We start from the raw sequence: 17,457 nt of genomic DNA, 5'->3' as shown, positions 1-17,457 counted from the left end.
TTTGGAGAAAGACGATCAATTAGCTCTGTTTTTATAATCGAACTCGGGTTAATAGATGATTTGTCTATTACTGGTTTTTAATTGACCATTAAATTGATATCGGAAACCTTCAATTGTTTCTTTACATTTTTTTTCACTTCTATAATAATAAATCTCAGAAATAGTATCCATATAATCAGTCTCTTCAATAAATAGAATATAGTTTGGGGCATCTTCATCGAATTCAATAACTATAGAAAAGTTGTTTAACTCATTTAACTCACCCAAAAGAATAGTATCGTTAATATTACTTAAGCTATTTCTCTCAGTCAGATATGCTTGTAATGATTGAGGAGAATCTATATTTTCATATGTAACCAAAACTGCTGCAACAGGATATGGTCCTTTTAATTCACAACATGCACTCAAAATCAATGCTAACCATATGAAAATATATTTATTCTTTTTCATCTAAACCTGTATTTATTTTGTCAACTTCACCAAACCAGAAGCAGGTACATCAATAGCCACAGCACCTTTCTTCAGCTGAATACTTTTTTCATATACTAGTTCTCCCATACAATCCAAAACTTGCAACTGATAAGTTCCCAAGTCCTGATTATTCAAAATCACTATTTGAGTTTTATTTCTAGCATTGATAATATCGAAAGCTTGTAAGTTCTCAAATCCATCGCTCACAATTATATCGTTTCCATATAATCCTATAACTGCCTTTTCTGTATTTTGAGCAATAAGGACGGGATATAATTCATCGGGTTTGTGAGGCGTAAAATCACCTTTCATTAATACTTCTTGGTTCTCATTCCAATAATCCACCCAAAAGGCTATCATATCTTTATGTTCTTGAGGAATCTCATTGAGTCGTACCGAGATTTGAGGAACAGAAAACATAATATTTAAAATCTGGAGAGCCGCATGTTCCACCTCATCATCTGGGTGCCACATAAGCATATCAGCATGAATAGCCGACGAGCCACCTAGTAAACGAGTATCGGTAGTTCGAACACGATTGATGGTAGCCATATTGGGACAATCTGCGGCGCGAAGCATATTTCCATATTTACGCATCAAAGGACCAATATAGGGCTGACGGAATTCTATCAATATCTCTGGGTTTTTCTCTTTCAAACGAGCCATAATATCAGTCATCAACCGGTCTACTGCATGATAAACCGATGCATAATCTCTACCATCCTCTGCAGTTAGTTCAGTGTCTTTTCCGGGCTTAAAGAAAGCCATAAAATCCAGCTTAAATCCATCTAATCCCCAATCGGCCATGGCGTCTTCATATATTCCAATGATAAACTCTCTAACCTTGGGATAACGTGGATCCAAAACCCAAGCACCTTGGCTGTCCCAGTAATACAAGTATTTGCCTTTAAAGCGAGGATAGTTCTCGGCATTCTTACCAATAAAAGGAACAGAATACCAAAGCAGAAACTTCATATCTAAATCGTGAACTTGGTCTACAAAACCTTTCATATTGGGGATTCTATCTGGTTTCCAATCACCAGTAAAAGCATAACCTCTTTTATCGTCCATGGTTTGCCAACCATCGTCTACAATAATGGCTTCCATGCCCATCTTTTTACTCTCTCTACACTCTTCTAGCAACTCGTCCACATCTAAGCTTTGATGATAGCTATACCAAGTGGAATACATAGGGCGTAAAGCTTCTTGAGGAGTCTCTGCAGGTTTATAATTCTCTTGTTTGGCCCACCAGTCTGTCACTCCAGTAAGTGTTTGAGCAAAGTTTTGCTTTCTTCGGTCCACGAGTATTTCAGTCTCATAGTTTTTGATAGCAGGATACTCTTCATCGAAAAGTACCAGGTAATAATGAAAATTAGCATCTTCTTCTTTAAGGTAAGAACCTAATTCTAATTTATTTAAAGCATCGCCAACAGCAACAGTCATACGGTTTTCGTCGTTCATATTCATATAGCTCAAAACAGGGGCATAACGAGTGGCGCTGGTTTTTACATTATTGGAATAATAGGTCACCTTATCCACTCCTAAGTTGGGATTCCAGAATTTGGCAATATCGATAGATGGGATTTGCCATTTTAAGGTGATTTTTGGTGGAGTCATTGCTTTTTTACCTGTCAAACTCACCTTCACTATATCTAATCCTTTCTCAAGGTTCTCACTTGTTATCTTTAATTCAAAATCTTTTAATTCACCATCCACAGAAATACTATCGGCCATAAAGGGAATCATTTGTGAATTCATGGGAGTAATAGATTGAGGAGCATCTCCGCAATTGGTGCAACCTAAAAAAGTCAATAATATAACAGAATAAATAAGGTGTTTCATGTGTTTGATTTTTTGTATTTACAAATGTAGGAAATCTTCTCCATCATTTCTTTTTTTGCAAATATCCGCTGTATCTTGGCTAAGATTGTATGATTGAATAAAACTCCGATTTAAGTAAATCAATTAAACCAATACTGTCCAACACATGTTTCTATTTAAAAAAAGATTCTTGATTTCATTAGGTTCAGAAAGACAAGCTATTAGATTACGATAGAAAAGAAGAAGGAGTTTGCATTTTTAATACCAAAAGCAAACCCCTTCTTCCTCTTTCGTCGCCAAAACACCAGTTACTACAATGCTTAGCGAGAAATCTATAATAATTATTAGGACGCTACTTCAATTAAAAGCATTTCTCTATATTAATGGTAAAGTAAAAACAAACTTACTACCTCTATTTATTTCACTTTCTACCCAAATTTCACCTTTATGCTTATCCACAAATTCTTTACATAAAATAAGTCCCAAACCAGTTCCAGATTCATTATCAGTACCATTTGTTGAAATCACTTCTCCAATTTCGAAAAGTTTAGACTGTGTTTCAAAAGGAATACCAACGCCATTGTCTTTTACTGAGAAAGCCAGACACTGCTTGTTATTTTCATTGCTGTGTTCTTCCAGATCAACCTCAATAATTCCTTTTCTTGGTGTAAATTTAATAGCATTATTAATCAGGTTTCTAATTATGGTGGAAATCATGTTTTTATCAGTAGTTACAAATACTAAATCTGGAACACGGTTGATAATGGTAATAGACTTTTGCTCAGCAGAAAAACTTAATACCTCAATAATTTCTTTCGTTATCAATGAAATATTCTCTCTTTTGGGGTTGAACTCTATCGAACCACTTTGGGCATAGGACCATGATAAGAGATCTTCTAATAGATTATAAGTGTTTCCTAATCCAGTGTTTATTTTAGAGATGAATTTCTTTTGCTCAGCTGTTTCTAAGTTATCAAAATCATCGTTAAGCATGGAAGAAAAGCCCAAGATAGCACTAAAAGGGCCTCTTAAATCGTGGGACATGATAGAGAAAAACCGATCTTTTTTAGTATTTATTTCCTTTAGTGCTATGTTCATACTTAAAAGGCGTTCCGTTTTTTCATCTACCAAGTGCTGTAGTTCTGTAGCTCTGCGCCTTTTATAGGTCAATCGAACTGCCAATATGATAGTTAGGACCAACAAAACCAAAGCAAAAACCAATATGCTTTGTAAAAGGTTTTCGTTCTTTTCAGGTCGGTTGATGATCAAACTATTCTCAGGTAAGCGTTCAGCTCCAACACCAAACCTTTCCATTTCAGTATAATCAAATACATAATTATTAATCACCATATTTATTTGAGAGATATGATCTAAAACTCCCTTATCTAAAATGGTTTCGGCCATATGAGCTGCATGTTTTCCTTGATCGAAGCCTCGGGTAATCTTTCCTCCAAAAAGCCCTTTGTTCTCATAAAAATCCCATGATCCAAAAATGGGAACTTCACTCACTTCATGAATAGCTGAAATGCCTTTGGCATAAGAAATAAAGTTCCCGTCTATATCTCTATTAATCACCAAAAGATAGATGGCATAAGTATCGTCCAAAGTCTTTACTTTATCTTTAAGATCACCGATTGTAAATTTTGAATAAATTTCAAAATTTACATCCTCAAAATCAGGCAACACTTTTTCCAATTCTTTTCTAATGGCTGCTCCTGTTGTAGTATTGTCGTTAATAATGAGGATATTTTTACGACGAGGAAACACTTTCCTTATCGAAGCAATAGTTTGTTTAAAATTCACTTTTTCATCGTAACCATAAAAGTGCGGTACCTTTTTCAAAACTTCAATATCGAGGTTATTGACTCCACAATACACCACTGGGACTCCTGGGTAGAATTTTTCGCTATATTGTCGCATAAAGTCAAAAGCAGCATTATCACAAGCAATAATCACTTTATAAGGATTTTGCAGTGCCTTAGCTTTATACATTTCTTTTAAGGCATCAAAATAATCTGGAGAATAGTTTCTTTTGGTATCTAGGTATTCAAAAATGAGATTCACATCACTTCTGTCTTCAAATACAGAAAGAATCCCTTCAGAAATATTGTCGGTCCATTCTAAGCCTTGGTGATAGCTGTGAACAATAAGTATATTTTTCTCTTCATCTTTTTTGCCATTTTGGGCTAGCACCATTAAAATTGAAAAACAAAATACCAAGAAGAATGAAAAAGTGATTATACTCTTAATGTTTTTTTTCATAAGGAAATCATTTATGTAACATGCACTGCATATGCAATATACATATTAATTTCAAGAAAAACAAATGATTAATTTGCTTCATATTAAACTATTCACAGAAATGTGATATGTGAAATTTATAGAACTTAACCCATCATTTTAATTTCGTCATTAAGTGACCAAAAGCAAAATGAATTGACATTACTTAGCTTAAAACCATTGAAGTATCAATCTACCTCACCAAAACTTTCTCATTTATCACCAAATCGCCACTGCGCAATTGTACAATATAATGGCCAGCAGGAATTTGAATGGGTTTTTCGATATAGAAGAAGTTTTGCTCGCTAAACTCAAGAACCACTCGACCTGCCAAATCATAAAAGATGATGTCGGCTTGCTTTACTTGTTTTCTGCTCTTTACTACTAAATACTCTGGATAGTAATACATTTGAATGTCAGCCTCCTCTAAGGGCTCCAAAACCCAAGACTTAAAGTATAATTTAAAGGGATAATATCCATCGGAAGTGAAATAGTCAAATTGGTAATCATCTTCTAATAAATCGGTTCTGGTATGCCAGATTAAATCTTCTAAAACCAAAAAATCGAAGCCATGATTTTCTGATAGTTTTATGTTCATATTTCCATCTGTTCCCATTTGAACAAACAGGTTCATCATGGTGGTATCGGGATGCTGGTTAATCATCAATAGCTCATCATCTGATTTTGTGAAAATATGAGGATAACTTTCGTTTTTGATGAACTTAAAAGCATCCAATTGTGGGTCGTAATCAGGGCTGGCCAAATCATTAAAAGCAATGAGGGTTTCGCTTGTCTTCTTTGCTCCACATACTTGTAAACTCAATACCTTTCTATTGGGGATTTCTTCTTCGAAATCCTGTTCATGCATCAAAGCAGATTGGTCAATTTGAATAGACTCCTCTCCATTTCCATAAACCCAAAATACTTCCAAAGGACGAATAAATGGAGGATGGTTTCCAATGCCATCAACAGTCGCTGAAATGGTGTTTTCCTCTTCATTAAAGAAATAGCAAGCCTGATGAGTTAAGGTAGTAGTTTGAGTTTTATTCCAGTTGAAGGAACTGGGATAAGGGTTGGATAATGGATATAATTCCGGTTCAGAAAGTATGGGGATTCGTAAGTTCTGTTTACCATGATTAAAACTTCCTTTAAACTCCAGCAAAGTATCCTGGCAAGTATATTGTAGCGCTTGACATGTTTCGCTAAAATGAGGATAAAACTGGATTCCACTAAATGCAAAATTGGTTTCATTAAAAGCTGCCTCAGAGTAAGATGGCTGGACATATTTTTCTACTGCCCTCATCGGACTGGCCAGGATTTTACTATTTATTGAATCAGCTGTAAAGATATACTTTTGTACTCCTTTTTGTATGAATTCTCCTTCTACTATTAGTGAGCTTCTTTGGTGATTGTTGGCTGTCATATTTATTGTTCCATGGTTTTTAAGAACATCAGAAACCATCATTTCAGCTTTTTTCTCTAATAGGATTTTAGCATCATTATAAATATATAAGTTTCGAATTTTGATTGTTGAATCAATAACTGGGTAAAACATTGCATTATTCATAATATTCACTGAGCTGCCTTCAGTTGGTAAACTTGCATTAGACCAGTTTCCTGATTCATACCAATCCTCGCTTAAGCCACCAATCCATCGGTGAATAGGTTTTTTCTTGGTTTTTATTAATCTCAAATAGGACTCATATACATTTTCATATGCTGATGTTTTGTTCTCGAAGGCATCAAGCATTATTGAGGAATCACTATTATTGGCTAAAGATTGTAAATAGCCAGAAGTATTATTATCTATATCTAGACTTGCAATAAAAATACCATCATTAGTATAGTTTTCAATAAACTGAAAGAAGGATAAATCTTCATTTTCTTCAATATTGATAAGCTTAAATTCATGACTTGGAAGATGGTATCTAAAAAGCTTGTAAGCATAGGGTGATGATATGTAAACAACAAAAAACAAATACGCTCCTTCAGAGAAAACCTTTTCAATTCGATAATAATTTACTTGTTCAATAAGCGCGTTTAATTGATTCACAGAACTTATTTCGTTTGTGTTTAAATCAAGGCATAAGAATTGCTCAATTGACTCAGAATAAATGAACAATCTGTTTTCCTTGTCTATGCATGCCAAGTCAAAACTTGTATCAGAATCGGGCTTGTAAAGTTTTTCAAATTGCTCTGAATGATAATTAAACCTATATATTGTAGTGTCTTCAGAAGTCCCAATAAAACTATTGTCTTTTTCTTTGATCCATTCAGCAGAAAAAGGTGTTTCAATATTGGTGATTTCATTTTCGGACCAATGATATTTGAGGATGACACTGTCCTGATTGCAGGTAATACAATATTCCTCATCACTCATTTTATAGATTTGAGGGTTTTCACAATAACTAGATAATTCCAACTCATCGGATCTTATGAGTTCTTTTGTTTGTGGATTATATTCAGTGAAACTGAAAAAGTACTTATAATACCATGAAAGCATTCTGATCTTTCTATTATTTAGTAGCATTAAATTGCCGTTTTCAGCTTCGCAAAAACTTGCAGGCAAGATTAGTGAATCTGTAAAATTGAAGGAATTCTGGAGGTATGCAATAGTGTCAATTTTCAATTGGTCAGTATTATAGGATACAATTTGATAATCTAAATCTTGGTTATTATCTAGAAAAGAAATAATCCCATTATTAAATAAAACTAGCGAACCAAACTCATCATATATGGAAGTATTGAAATATCTTTCACTAATAAAAAACAAGGAATCAAGCTGACTGGTTTCAAAATTATATTGATAAAATGCTGTTTTTATTAACCAATCTTCAGAAATATCTAATAGGAGATAAAGATCATTATTTTCATCTGTTATCATTCGGTTATGGTTAAAGTTCAGAGGTATTTCTGACAAGATTTTAAACTCTTCTGTGTCAATAACACACTCACATAGAAGGGTTTGATTACCTGAAGTGTTTCGCGTTTTTACATATATTTTCCCTTGAGAAGAGATAATATAGGGCAGAGTGTTTTGATATGCTCTTAATTCATCAAAAACATGAACATTTGAAAACTCCAGGTTTAGAGGATTTAAAGAATAAAGCCCAATTTCACCATTCATAGAAAATAAGGCATATAGTAAGCCATTATGTGGGTAGAAATTTCCTAAAGGGATAAGAGATTCATTTTCGGGATAAAAAGAAGTACGATATATCAACTCAATGGAATCGGTTGCTGTATTTATTGAATGTAAAAAAGTATGCTTCCAATGATAGGAATTATCTTCTGTATAATTAGCCACAATATAATGGTCCTCCGAAACCTCACATAATCCATATGAAGTTCCAACTTCTGTCTCAAAAAACATGGTTGAATCAGGCAAAATAAATTGACCATAGAATTGCCCTACCAGCTCCATGCTTAAATCTCTTGGATTTACCTTTATCAATCCATTCTTTGATAGAATATACAAGTTGCCATTTGATGCTTTCACAAAGCTACCATATACTTCTTCTTCTAATATTTTTGATTCAATAGTTCTGTTTACTAAATCGTATTTATACAATATTTGATTACAAGCACCGAACATGCATTTTGTTGTGGAATCATATAATATTCCAGATTTTCTAGAATCTGCTTTGGGGTTGGCAAAATACTGATGCTCAATAATTTTATTAGTCGCGCTATCAATACTATATAAAAATCCTCCATTATGCTTTCCTGCCTGTTGTTTAATTCCCCAAATTTCGGATTGGGGAAAACAATAAATAGTCATCAATAAGAAAAAAAGTAGAAATATGCGTTTCATAGGGTCGTTTTCAATATGCGGTTGTAACGGTTAACAATTAAAAACAAAACGACAAATGGAAAGCAATATTGTCTGCTATGAAATTTGATTTTGAGAACCCTATAGGTGTTGGTGTTTTGTAAACTTTAAGTACTTTAATGTACTTTAAGTACTCTTAACTTACTTCCTCAAAGCAGCTTTACTCAAAATATGAGCAGGAATCTCCGCATCTATCTGCACTTCTAAAATAATGAAATCCGTACCTTTTCCATCTTTAAGCATATCTTTATAATTGATTTTATGAGGATACCAACGGCCATCTACTGGTCTCACATCGCTCATCTCTGTCTTCTTAAGCAACTGTCCACTTTTAGCAAATAATTCCTCTTTCAAGGGTACAAAGTGTTCTTTTTCTATCCATATCTTACGACTTTGGTAAGAAGCATCATCCACCTTGGCATGGAGTTCTAAAACCCAACAGGATTTTCCATTAATGTCCTCCTCTCCTATTACTTCAGCTTCATAAATATCCAATAGTTTTCGGTCTTCCATCATGTCTTCATAACTCATATCCGAACCCATCACCGATTGGCGTAACATGTGACCCGAGAGCTGAATGGTTCTATCGGTAGAGGGCGTATAAATCCACAAGCGATCTTCCAGCTTGAGCATCTTGGTTCCTTTTTCTCTTTCAGGAGCTAAGTACTCGGTATAGGATTCCTCATGACCTTTGGTATAACTGATGGACTCCAAAGTTCTACTGTTTCTTCTGCCATAAACCACCATTTGCGATTTGGTAATTTTGGTGTCAGACGACATATTGAAATCTACTTTGTCAATAATGGTTTTTGCATCTGGAGTTTCTTGGGCAAAAGCCCCTATTCCGATGAGTATTAGGGTGATTGTTATTATATTTTTCATGTTGTTTTCTTTTTATTCACTTTATTACATTGTGTCTTCTTTGTTCAAAATAATTATTAAAAAGCTATACCACAAAGGGCCTCAAAGTTCGCACAAAGGTGACACAAAGCTTGTTTTTTTACACCTCCAACTCCTTAAACAAAGTAGCCGTCTCCCGCTTATAAATCCCAATTCCTGAAAGCATATTCCCCAATACCATGGCTACTAAACCAGGTATAAAACCAATATATAATAGCTCTGGAGTGAACTTTGAACGAAGCACATTAGGCATCAACATGGTAGAGTTTTGCATCATGCCTGTGATATCTATTCCCACCACTTGCATATACCAAGTTCCGAGCAAACCAAGTGTAGTTCCAACAATAGAACCAATAATTCCTATGAGGATGGCTTCGTAAATTAAACTGCGGTAAATATGACCTTTTTCTTCGCCTAAAGCCAATCGGATGCCAAATTCCTGATACCTACGAAGTCCACCAAGTAATCCAGTATTCCAAAGCACTATAGACATCACCAGCACAAAAATAGTGACAAACATAGAAGCAAAACCATCCACATATTCCAAATAGCTATCCAAGTTATTTTGGTCGCGTAAACGGAGCATCAGTGGAGCAAACTCATCATTAATTCCAGCATATTTCTCGTTGAACTCTTGGGCTATTTCCGTTGCTTTTTCATCCACATAAAGTCCTTCACCTAAAAAACCTATTATTTCTCCAGCGGCATCCTCCATATCGAGCATATATCTGGCATCACTAATATCAATAATGAGGATTCCTCTGTCTAAAGCAGCAGAACCAAAACGAATGGTTCCACTCACTATAAAGTCGGCGAAAGTCATGCTGCCATTCATGGTGGTGCCCATAAATGTGATTCTATCTCCTATGGAAATATCCAGCTTTGTAGCAAAATCTTCGCCTATTAAGGCCTCCCCTTTTTTGCTAGGAATCTCACCTCTAACTATAGATTGCTCCATATTCAAACGTTGAACTTCTCCTGTGTTTTTAGAGAATAACTCCAAGGCCATTCCTGCTGAGGGACCTTGGCCTTTAGTTTCTCCATTGGCATCAGGAACATCCAATAATCCACCAAAACGAATGCGATCAACCCATTCCACATCCGGAAAGTCTTTTTCTAATTGAGATTGGATTTCACTTACACCAAGTAAAGCCAAATCGTTGGGCATTTGGGATTCATTTTCGGCATAAGCACGGCTCATCACTTTCACATGGCCAGTTTGAAAGCGAGCATTTTGTTCTATCATATCGCCCATAGCGCCGCGCATATATCCACTTAAGAATATGGTGAGCATCACACCAATACTGATAATGATAATGGGGAGTAGACTTCTGTTCTTATCTCCTAATATTCCTTTTAACAAAAACTTGATCATGATAATTTTCCTTTCAAAGCATCAACAGGGTTCATTTTTGCAATTTTTCTGGCTGGTAAAAAGCTGACAATAGTTGCTGATATCACCACTAGAATAATAGAACCAATTATAAGTCCTATGCCAAATACTGGATAAATGACATCGGCAATGGAAATTCCTATATCATCGGCATTGGCTGCCATGGTAATGCCATTGGTAGCCATATAATAGAAAAATGGAATACCATAAGCACTGCCTACCAAAGTAGCTAAAAAGCTATACATACTTCCTTCTACGGTGAATAAGCCTACCACTTGCCAGCGAGTCATTCCAAGAGCAATATAGGTGCCAATTTCTTTCTGACGGCGGAAAATTGAAAGTACCTGAGTATCGAAAATCGCTAATAGGGCAATGGCCAAAAGCAATCCATACATGATGGAACCACTGGTTTTTTTCATGGCAATGATGTCGCTGATTTCTTTGAGCAGGTCTTCTTGGCTACTGTATTTCCAGCCTTTCATTTCTACATGAACATAATCTTCTGAAGCAATAAACATAGTAGCATGATTGCTCATTCCGGTAATTTCCCATAATTTATCTATCGAAACCCAAATCTGACCATTATCCACATTGGGAACATTACAATCAAAAATATCCACTATAGTAATATTAGCAGCATCGAAGGTTCCATTTTTATCTCTCCAGCGTAATAATACCTCATCGCCCTCCTCCAAATTAGCGGATTCTGCCATCCTTTTCCCGATGACTGCAGGAATGAAAGCATCACTTTTTTCCAAAGCAGCTGTTGGAAGTTTGAGTATTTCTTGCTGGGCTTCTATTCCTTTTAATGAAACCGAAAGCATTCTCCCATCAGGATAAATAGAAGCTTGACGAATCAGAATAGGGCTTAGGTTTCTCGCTTTTTCTGCTTCAAACTCAGCATGTCCATCTTGAAGTGTAAATGGATCGAAAGGGTCATAGCTTTCTTCGAGAAGTTGGCCATGGCCATATTCCCAAGCTATGCTATCTAGTTTGGCTTGCTGATCCCAACCGTCAATCAATCCATTATAAAATATCATGATCACGAAGGCAAAAGAAAGAACACCTACATTGAGCCAAGTCCTCAGACCCGAACCAATAAGGTTTTTATAGGCTAATTGAAAGGCTAATTTCATGATATGATATTTTTAGTTTCTATGAGCTCATCTTTCACCACTTTGCCATCCTCTAAATGCACCATTCTGTTGAGATAGGCCATTACTTTTTCATCGTGGGTAGAAAACAAGAAGGTAGTATTGAGCTCCTCATTTAGCTTTTTCATGGTTTGGATAATGGCATGAGCATTTTTTGCATCCAAGTTGGCAGTAGGTTCATCGGCCAAAACTATTTCGGGCCTCTTGACCATAGCACGTGCAATAGCAACCCTCTGGCCTTCTCCACCCGATAATTTAGCAGGTTTTTTCTTGGCCATATTTTCTAAACCCACCCATTCTAGAGCTTCCATCACCGCTTTTTTTCTCTCGCTAGCCGATTTATTCTGAAGAATTAACGCAAACTCAACATTTTCGAAAACAGTATAAACTGGCAATAGATTATACACTTGAAAGATAAAACCCAAGTGCTTATTCCTCAAACCAGCCGACTCTTTATGCGATAATTCTTTAATGTTTTTACCCATCACAATGGCTTTGCCCTCCGTTGGTGAATCTAAAGATCCTATGATATTGAGTAAAGTGGTTTTTCCTGAACCACTGGGTCCCACAATTCCGGCAAACTCTCCTTTTTCAAACTGTAGGTCAACTTGATTTAATGCTGTAAATTCACCTTCCCCAACAGGGAAACGCTTGGTCACTTTTTCGATTGAAATGATGTGATTGCTCATATTGCTCTTTATTTAGTGATTCTTCTACTTTATTTATAAATATCCAACTCAATGAATTGCTATTCTGTTAAGGATTTTTAAAAGAGATGAAGTTCAAGGCGCAATAAAATTCAATCCCGAAGTTTACCTTCGTAAATGAGGATTTTGAATTTTTGAAGCAACGCAGAAACTCGCTTTTTTTAAATCCAAATTAGTGATTATATACTACCATCAGTCTGATACCAGGCCCAGTGAAAGTATTTTCAAAATTATTTTCTATTGTTATTTGTTGTACATCCGGATTATAATAAGCCATAATATAGCCCGTAAAATTTTTAAATTGATGCTCATAATTCAAAAAGAAAGAATAGGCTTTCATATCCCAGCTATAAGAATTAATGATGCTGATATTATCGTACATAGTCAATGGATAACTGAGGATGGCTGCCGTAGAATTAGTAACATAAGAAAATTCAAATGCTTCTTCATCTAATGCTCCTACCAGATGCTCCACCACCACATTGAGGCCATTACCTAAATCAAAGGTATAGTCGGTGCCAAGTGTGGTATAAGTTTGATGAGTCAACAAGCCTACATCCTTGGTCTTTTGTATATATGCAGCTTCAAACCAAAGACCCACTACTACATCCCATTTTCCATCCAATCCTAAGCGATTTTCAGGAATCTCTTCATCAGTGATTACAGAAGCTTGACTAGTGAATTCTGCTACTCTGTGATGATAACTCAATGCTATTTCACCTCGAGGAATTGGATACTGAAACCTTCCTCCAAACTCGGGAATCTTTTCTTGACTAGGCATGAGTTCAAATCCTCTTGGGTTCTCATTACCATACAATCCCCAAATCCAGATATTGGCATTATTGAGGAAATAATATCGGGCCAAAACCCCATAAACTCCATTGGTAAATTTGAGCGGATCTCGAGGATCTATTTCATCGAACCACTGCAAAGGACGAAGCAACATGGCCGTTCCGAAATCTATTTTTTGCAATCCTACTCTGAGCTCAAATTGCTCAGTGGTATATCGCCCCCAAGCCCGATAAGCTTTAATATTTCCATCGCTCCATGAGGAGTCAAAAGGATGAGTAATATAGGCTCCATAAATATTTGCTGCTGCTTGAAAGTCGAAAGCTTTGCTGTTTTTCAAAGGTAGCTTGAGATTAAGCTCAGGTAAATATCTACCGCCTAAAAGCACATCCAAATCCGAATCGGGATTATAGTTTCCATAAAGAGACAACTGCCCGTCGAACTCCAACTTGGCTTGTCCACTGCTCAGCTGAGCCATGCTTATCATGGCCAATACTAAAATAATATGGAACTTCTTTTTCATGATTTGGCCTCCTCCGAATTCATCAAACCATAAAAGAAAAACCTAGTGACTTCCATAATGGCTTCTTGGGGTGTTTTATATATAGCTAAAAATGAATCATCATTGAGTAATTGAGTGATTTGGTCTCTCATTTTCATGATGAATTCTATCTTAATGTCTTTTCTGATCCATCCTTTTTTTTGAGCATTGGCCAAGTCTTGTTTAAATTCTAGAAGCATGGTTTCAGAATATTCCTCAATCATTTTTTGTGTCGTGATATCCCCATTCACATAAATATCTTTGATAAATTCTTCACTTACATCTTGGGTGTTTTGAAATTTCAAGGAAATAATTTCTTCTATTTTTTGTACAAAGGGAATATCTTGTGCCATCACCTGTCTATAGTCTAATAATCCTTTATCAAAAATCTTCAGCATGATTTCCAAAGCCAATTCGTTCTTATTTTTAAAATGGCGATAGAAGGTCATCTTACTCACTTTGGCTTCTTTGCATATTTCTTCAACACTCACTCTTTTTACACCGTATTTCCAGAAAAGAGGTTTGGCGGTTTCCAAAAGGGTTTTATAACTTTTATTATGTTTTTCGTTTCTCATGTTGTTACGAATATTTTACAATATTACGAATTAAGTATTATAATTATCAAGTCGTAACATTAATATTTTTGATATTGAAGGTCTGATATGTAATTAATGAAAGGTGTGAGCCTGAAATTAAAATCACTTTCAATCCTTACACATCAATATTTACCATTGATATATAAGCTTTTATATAACCTAACGCTTACTCTTAAAAAAAGATTTAGATAAAAACATAAAGAATGACTTCCTCTATGTTAATGTTTTTTTATAAAAGGTTTTTACTATGAACCTGACTATTCTACCATTAATTTCTGTGTTTTAGAGCCATTAGTTGATTCCATTTTTACAAAATAAATACCCTTGGCTAAAGAATTTAGAGGAAGCTCCAGATTCAAACTCTCTCCTATTACCTCACCTTGGTATAGAGTTAATAAACTTTGTCCCATATTATTCAATAAAGTGACTTGAGTAAAATCAGATGAAGGAGTTCGACAAGTAATATGAGCTATAGTAGTTGCAGGATTAGGATAAACCTGTATATGTTTGGCATCTGACTTTCTGTTTTCACTTACCGAGGTATTTAAAATAGGATGGCAGAAAGAAGTCAAGCTAGCAATACATAATTTAGACATTTCATGGAAATAATCCATGTTTAATACAGCAATTCTATCTTGTGCTGTATGATAATAGGGATTAAAATCTCCACCATAATATTCTTCTGATACCACCACAGCAGCATAGTCATTATTCCAAAAGCTAGAATGATCGGTGCCACCTGCACCCGGAATGATCACACTTGGTTCTATTGCCAAGCTATAGATCTCGTCAATCTCAACTATATAATCTGATAATTCATTGGAATTGGCTGTATAGCTAGAATGTATCTCCGCAACCATATCTTCATCACCATCCCAAGCAATCATATCCATATTTATAACTGAATGTATTACATCACCATTACTGGCCGCTATAGCGGCATAATCCGCACTACCAATCAATCCAATTTCTTCTTCGTCCCAAAGAGCATAGATAATGGAGTATTCAAACTCCATACTGCTTAAAATACGAGCCGCTTCAATCACTGCAGCCGAACCACTGGCATTATCATCGGCACAATAATAATCTACCGCATCGTAATGGGCACATATCATATAATATTCGTCAGGGTATACACTGCCTTCTTGCACTGCATATACATTTACGCCATTCATGCTGTATAAATCCCAAGTGGGTTCTAATCCAATATTTTCTAGTGTTTCATAAATATATTGAGCAGCTAAATTATTCCCCCAATTACTCACTCTATGCTCAATGGTAGTAGTTTCATCATTAATCACCACTTCATCTTCACCACTGAGGTTTCTCATTTGATAAATTAGTGAATCTAAATTTACAGTATTGATGACATTTTCAACCTGAGCATTATAGGTTTGAGCAAATGAAAACAGTCCAAATATTAGGAAAATCGATAGTAAATAAATACGTTTCATCATGATTGTGTTTTATAAAAAATATGCGTGAGCTAAGATAGTAAGAAATGCCAAAAACGAGTCATACAAGGTAAAAGCGTTTTTTTGAAGTTAAAATTCATAGATTCAATTCTCATTTCCATAGATAAACTATAGCTATCCATTGAAAATATTTTCAATTCGCCACATCCCATATTATTATTGCACCATAGATAATCAATAAGTGAAAGGAAAGATGATGAAGGATTTAACAAGGTTAACAGTACAGAGAATGTTATATAGTTTAGGTTTACTTTTAGTAATCATGGTATTATTAAGTTGTACAAAAAATGATGAAGAAATCATAGTGGATGACACCACAGGTGGAGAGGTAATTTTACCAGAAGTTTCCGGATATCCAATAGTAGAAACCATGCAAGTAACATTCTATGATAACCAAAACGATATTTCTAAACCAGCACAAGGTGCATCATTTTATGGTCAAGATGCAAGCTATACAGGAAACCAAACCTCTTATGTTGATAATGGTGATGGCACTGTTACAGATATGGTAACTGGCCTAATGTGGCAGCAGAGCCCAGATACCGATGGTGATGGTGATATAGATGCCGATGATAAACTAACTTATGCCGAAGCTTTGGCTGGGGCATCTTCTTTTGATTTGGGAGGATATGATGATTGGAGATTACCTAGTATTAAAGAACAATATTCCTTAATCGTTTTTACTGGAGTAGATCCAAGTGGTTATGAAGGTGATGATACCGATGGATTAATTCCTTTCATCGATACAGATTACTTCGACTTTGCTTATGGAGATACGGATGCTGGTGAAAGAATCATCGATTCTCAATACGCTTCCTCCAATTTGTATGTAGATGGAGAATTACTATTTGGAGTAAACTTTGCCGATGGTAGAATTAAAGGTTATGGATTATCTATGCCTTTTGGCCCTGGTGATAAAACCTTTTTTGTAACCTACGTAAGAGGAAACACAGAATATGGAATCAATCAATTTGTTGATAATGAAGATGGAACCATAAGCGATGAGGCAACAGAATTAATGTGGATGCAAGATGATAATGGAGCAGGTAAGAACTGGGAAGAAGCATTAACATACGCTGAGAATTTTGAATTTGCTGGACATAGTGATTGGAGATTACCCGATGTAAAAGAATTACAAAGTATTTTAGATTATAGTCGCTCTCCTGGTACTACACAATCAGCTGCTATCGACCCATTATTCAATGCTAGCGAAATAACCAACGAAGCAGGGCAAAGCGATTACGCGTGCTATTGGTCAGGAACAACACATTCCAACTGGTCAGATGTTGGTGGTTCAGCAGGAGCTTATGTAAGCTTTGGAAGGGCCATGGGATATATGGATGGAAGCTGGACAGATGTGCATGGTGCAGGAGCTCAACGTAGCGACCCAAAAACAGGAAATCCTGATGATTATCCAACTGGAAATGGACCACAAGGAGATGCGATTAGAATATATAATTACGTTAGATTAGTGAGGAGTATATAGTGATGAGGATGA

At 35.6% G+C, this 17,457-nt stretch carries 12 protein-coding genes; 1 reads left to right on the top strand and 11 read right to left on the bottom strand.

What is annotated here, in order from left to right; all coding sequences use genetic code 11:
- Nucleotides 1–48 precede the first annotated feature (48 nt).
- From HNS38_RS14180 to HNS38_RS14130, 11 genes are all read right to left on the bottom strand, one after another.
- The gene (locus tag HNS38_RS14180; protein WP_172276169.1) at nucleotides 49–450 is read right to left on the bottom strand and encodes a hypothetical protein; all 402 of its coding nucleotides are present in this window, start codon (nucleotides 448–450) and stop codon (nucleotides 49–51) included.
- 12 nt (nucleotides 451–462) lie between these two features.
- The gene (locus HNS38_RS14175) at nucleotides 463–2,313 is read right to left on the bottom strand and encodes a glycoside hydrolase family 36 protein (protein WP_172346636.1); all 1,851 of its coding nucleotides are present in this window, start codon (nucleotides 2,311–2,313) and stop codon (nucleotides 463–465) included.
- Nucleotides 2,314–2,667: 354 nt separating this feature from the next.
- Nucleotides 2,668–4,554, bottom strand: coding sequence for an ATP-binding protein (locus HNS38_RS14170; RefSeq protein WP_172346635.1), 1,887 nt, complete (start codon nucleotides 4,552–4,554; stop codon nucleotides 2,668–2,670).
- Between the two features lie 211 nt (nucleotides 4,555–4,765).
- Complete coding sequence (locus HNS38_RS14165; protein WP_172346634.1) at nucleotides 4,766–8,386, bottom strand: T9SS type A sorting domain-containing protein; 3,621 nt, start codon at nucleotides 8,384–8,386, stop codon at nucleotides 4,766–4,768.
- Between the two features lie 159 nt (nucleotides 8,387–8,545).
- Nucleotides 8,546–9,286, bottom strand: a complete 741-nt coding sequence (locus tag HNS38_RS14160; RefSeq protein ID WP_172276160.1) for an outer membrane lipoprotein-sorting protein — start codon at nucleotides 9,284–9,286, stop codon at nucleotides 8,546–8,548.
- A 118-nt stretch (nucleotides 9,287–9,404) separates the two neighbouring features.
- Nucleotides 9,405–10,679, bottom strand: a complete 1,275-nt coding sequence (locus tag HNS38_RS14155; protein ID WP_172346633.1) for an ABC transporter permease — start codon at nucleotides 10,677–10,679, stop codon at nucleotides 9,405–9,407.
- Entirely contained in the window at nucleotides 10,676–11,833 is a 1,158-nt protein-coding gene (locus HNS38_RS14150) for an ABC transporter permease (protein ID WP_172276156.1), read from the bottom strand. Before HNS38_RS14150 ends, HNS38_RS14155 begins: the two co-directional genes overlap by 4 nt.
- The gene (locus HNS38_RS14145) at nucleotides 11,830–12,540 is read right to left on the bottom strand and encodes an ABC transporter ATP-binding protein (protein WP_172276154.1); all 711 of its coding nucleotides are present in this window, start codon (nucleotides 12,538–12,540) and stop codon (nucleotides 11,830–11,832) included. Before HNS38_RS14145 ends, HNS38_RS14150 begins: the two co-directional genes overlap by 4 nt.
- 190 nt (nucleotides 12,541–12,730) lie before the next feature.
- A complete protein-coding gene (locus HNS38_RS14140) occupies nucleotides 12,731–13,870 on the bottom strand; it encodes a hypothetical protein (RefSeq protein ID WP_172346632.1) in 1,140 nt (379 codons plus the stop codon).
- Nucleotides 13,867–14,463 (bottom strand): TetR/AcrR family transcriptional regulator, encoded by a 597-nt coding sequence (locus HNS38_RS14135; RefSeq protein ID WP_172276150.1) that lies wholly within the window; start codon nucleotides 14,461–14,463, stop codon nucleotides 13,867–13,869. Before HNS38_RS14135 ends, HNS38_RS14140 begins: the two co-directional genes overlap by 4 nt.
- A gap of 278 nt (nucleotides 14,464–14,741) precedes the next feature.
- Nucleotides 14,742–15,941 carry a M28 family peptidase gene (locus tag HNS38_RS14130; RefSeq protein WP_216663730.1) on the bottom strand — a complete coding sequence of 400 codons (1,200 nt, stop codon included), beginning with the start codon at nucleotides 15,939–15,941 and terminating at the stop codon, nucleotides 14,742–14,744.
- A 214-nt stretch (nucleotides 15,942–16,155) separates the two neighbouring features.
- Here HNS38_RS14130 and HNS38_RS14125 point away from each other — a divergent pair, with 214 nt between their 5' ends.
- A complete protein-coding gene (locus HNS38_RS14125) occupies nucleotides 16,156–17,445 on the top strand; it encodes a DUF1566 domain-containing protein (protein WP_253939379.1) in 1,290 nt (429 codons plus the stop codon).
- The last annotated feature ends 12 nt before the right edge of the window (nucleotides 17,446–17,457 follow it).

The sequence above is a fragment of the Lentimicrobium sp. L6 genome, from assembly GCF_013166655.1.
Taxonomy (GTDB): Bacteria; Bacteroidota; Bacteroidia; order Bacteroidales; family UBA12170; genus UBA12170.
This window is presented reverse-complemented; position numbering and strand designations above follow the sequence as displayed.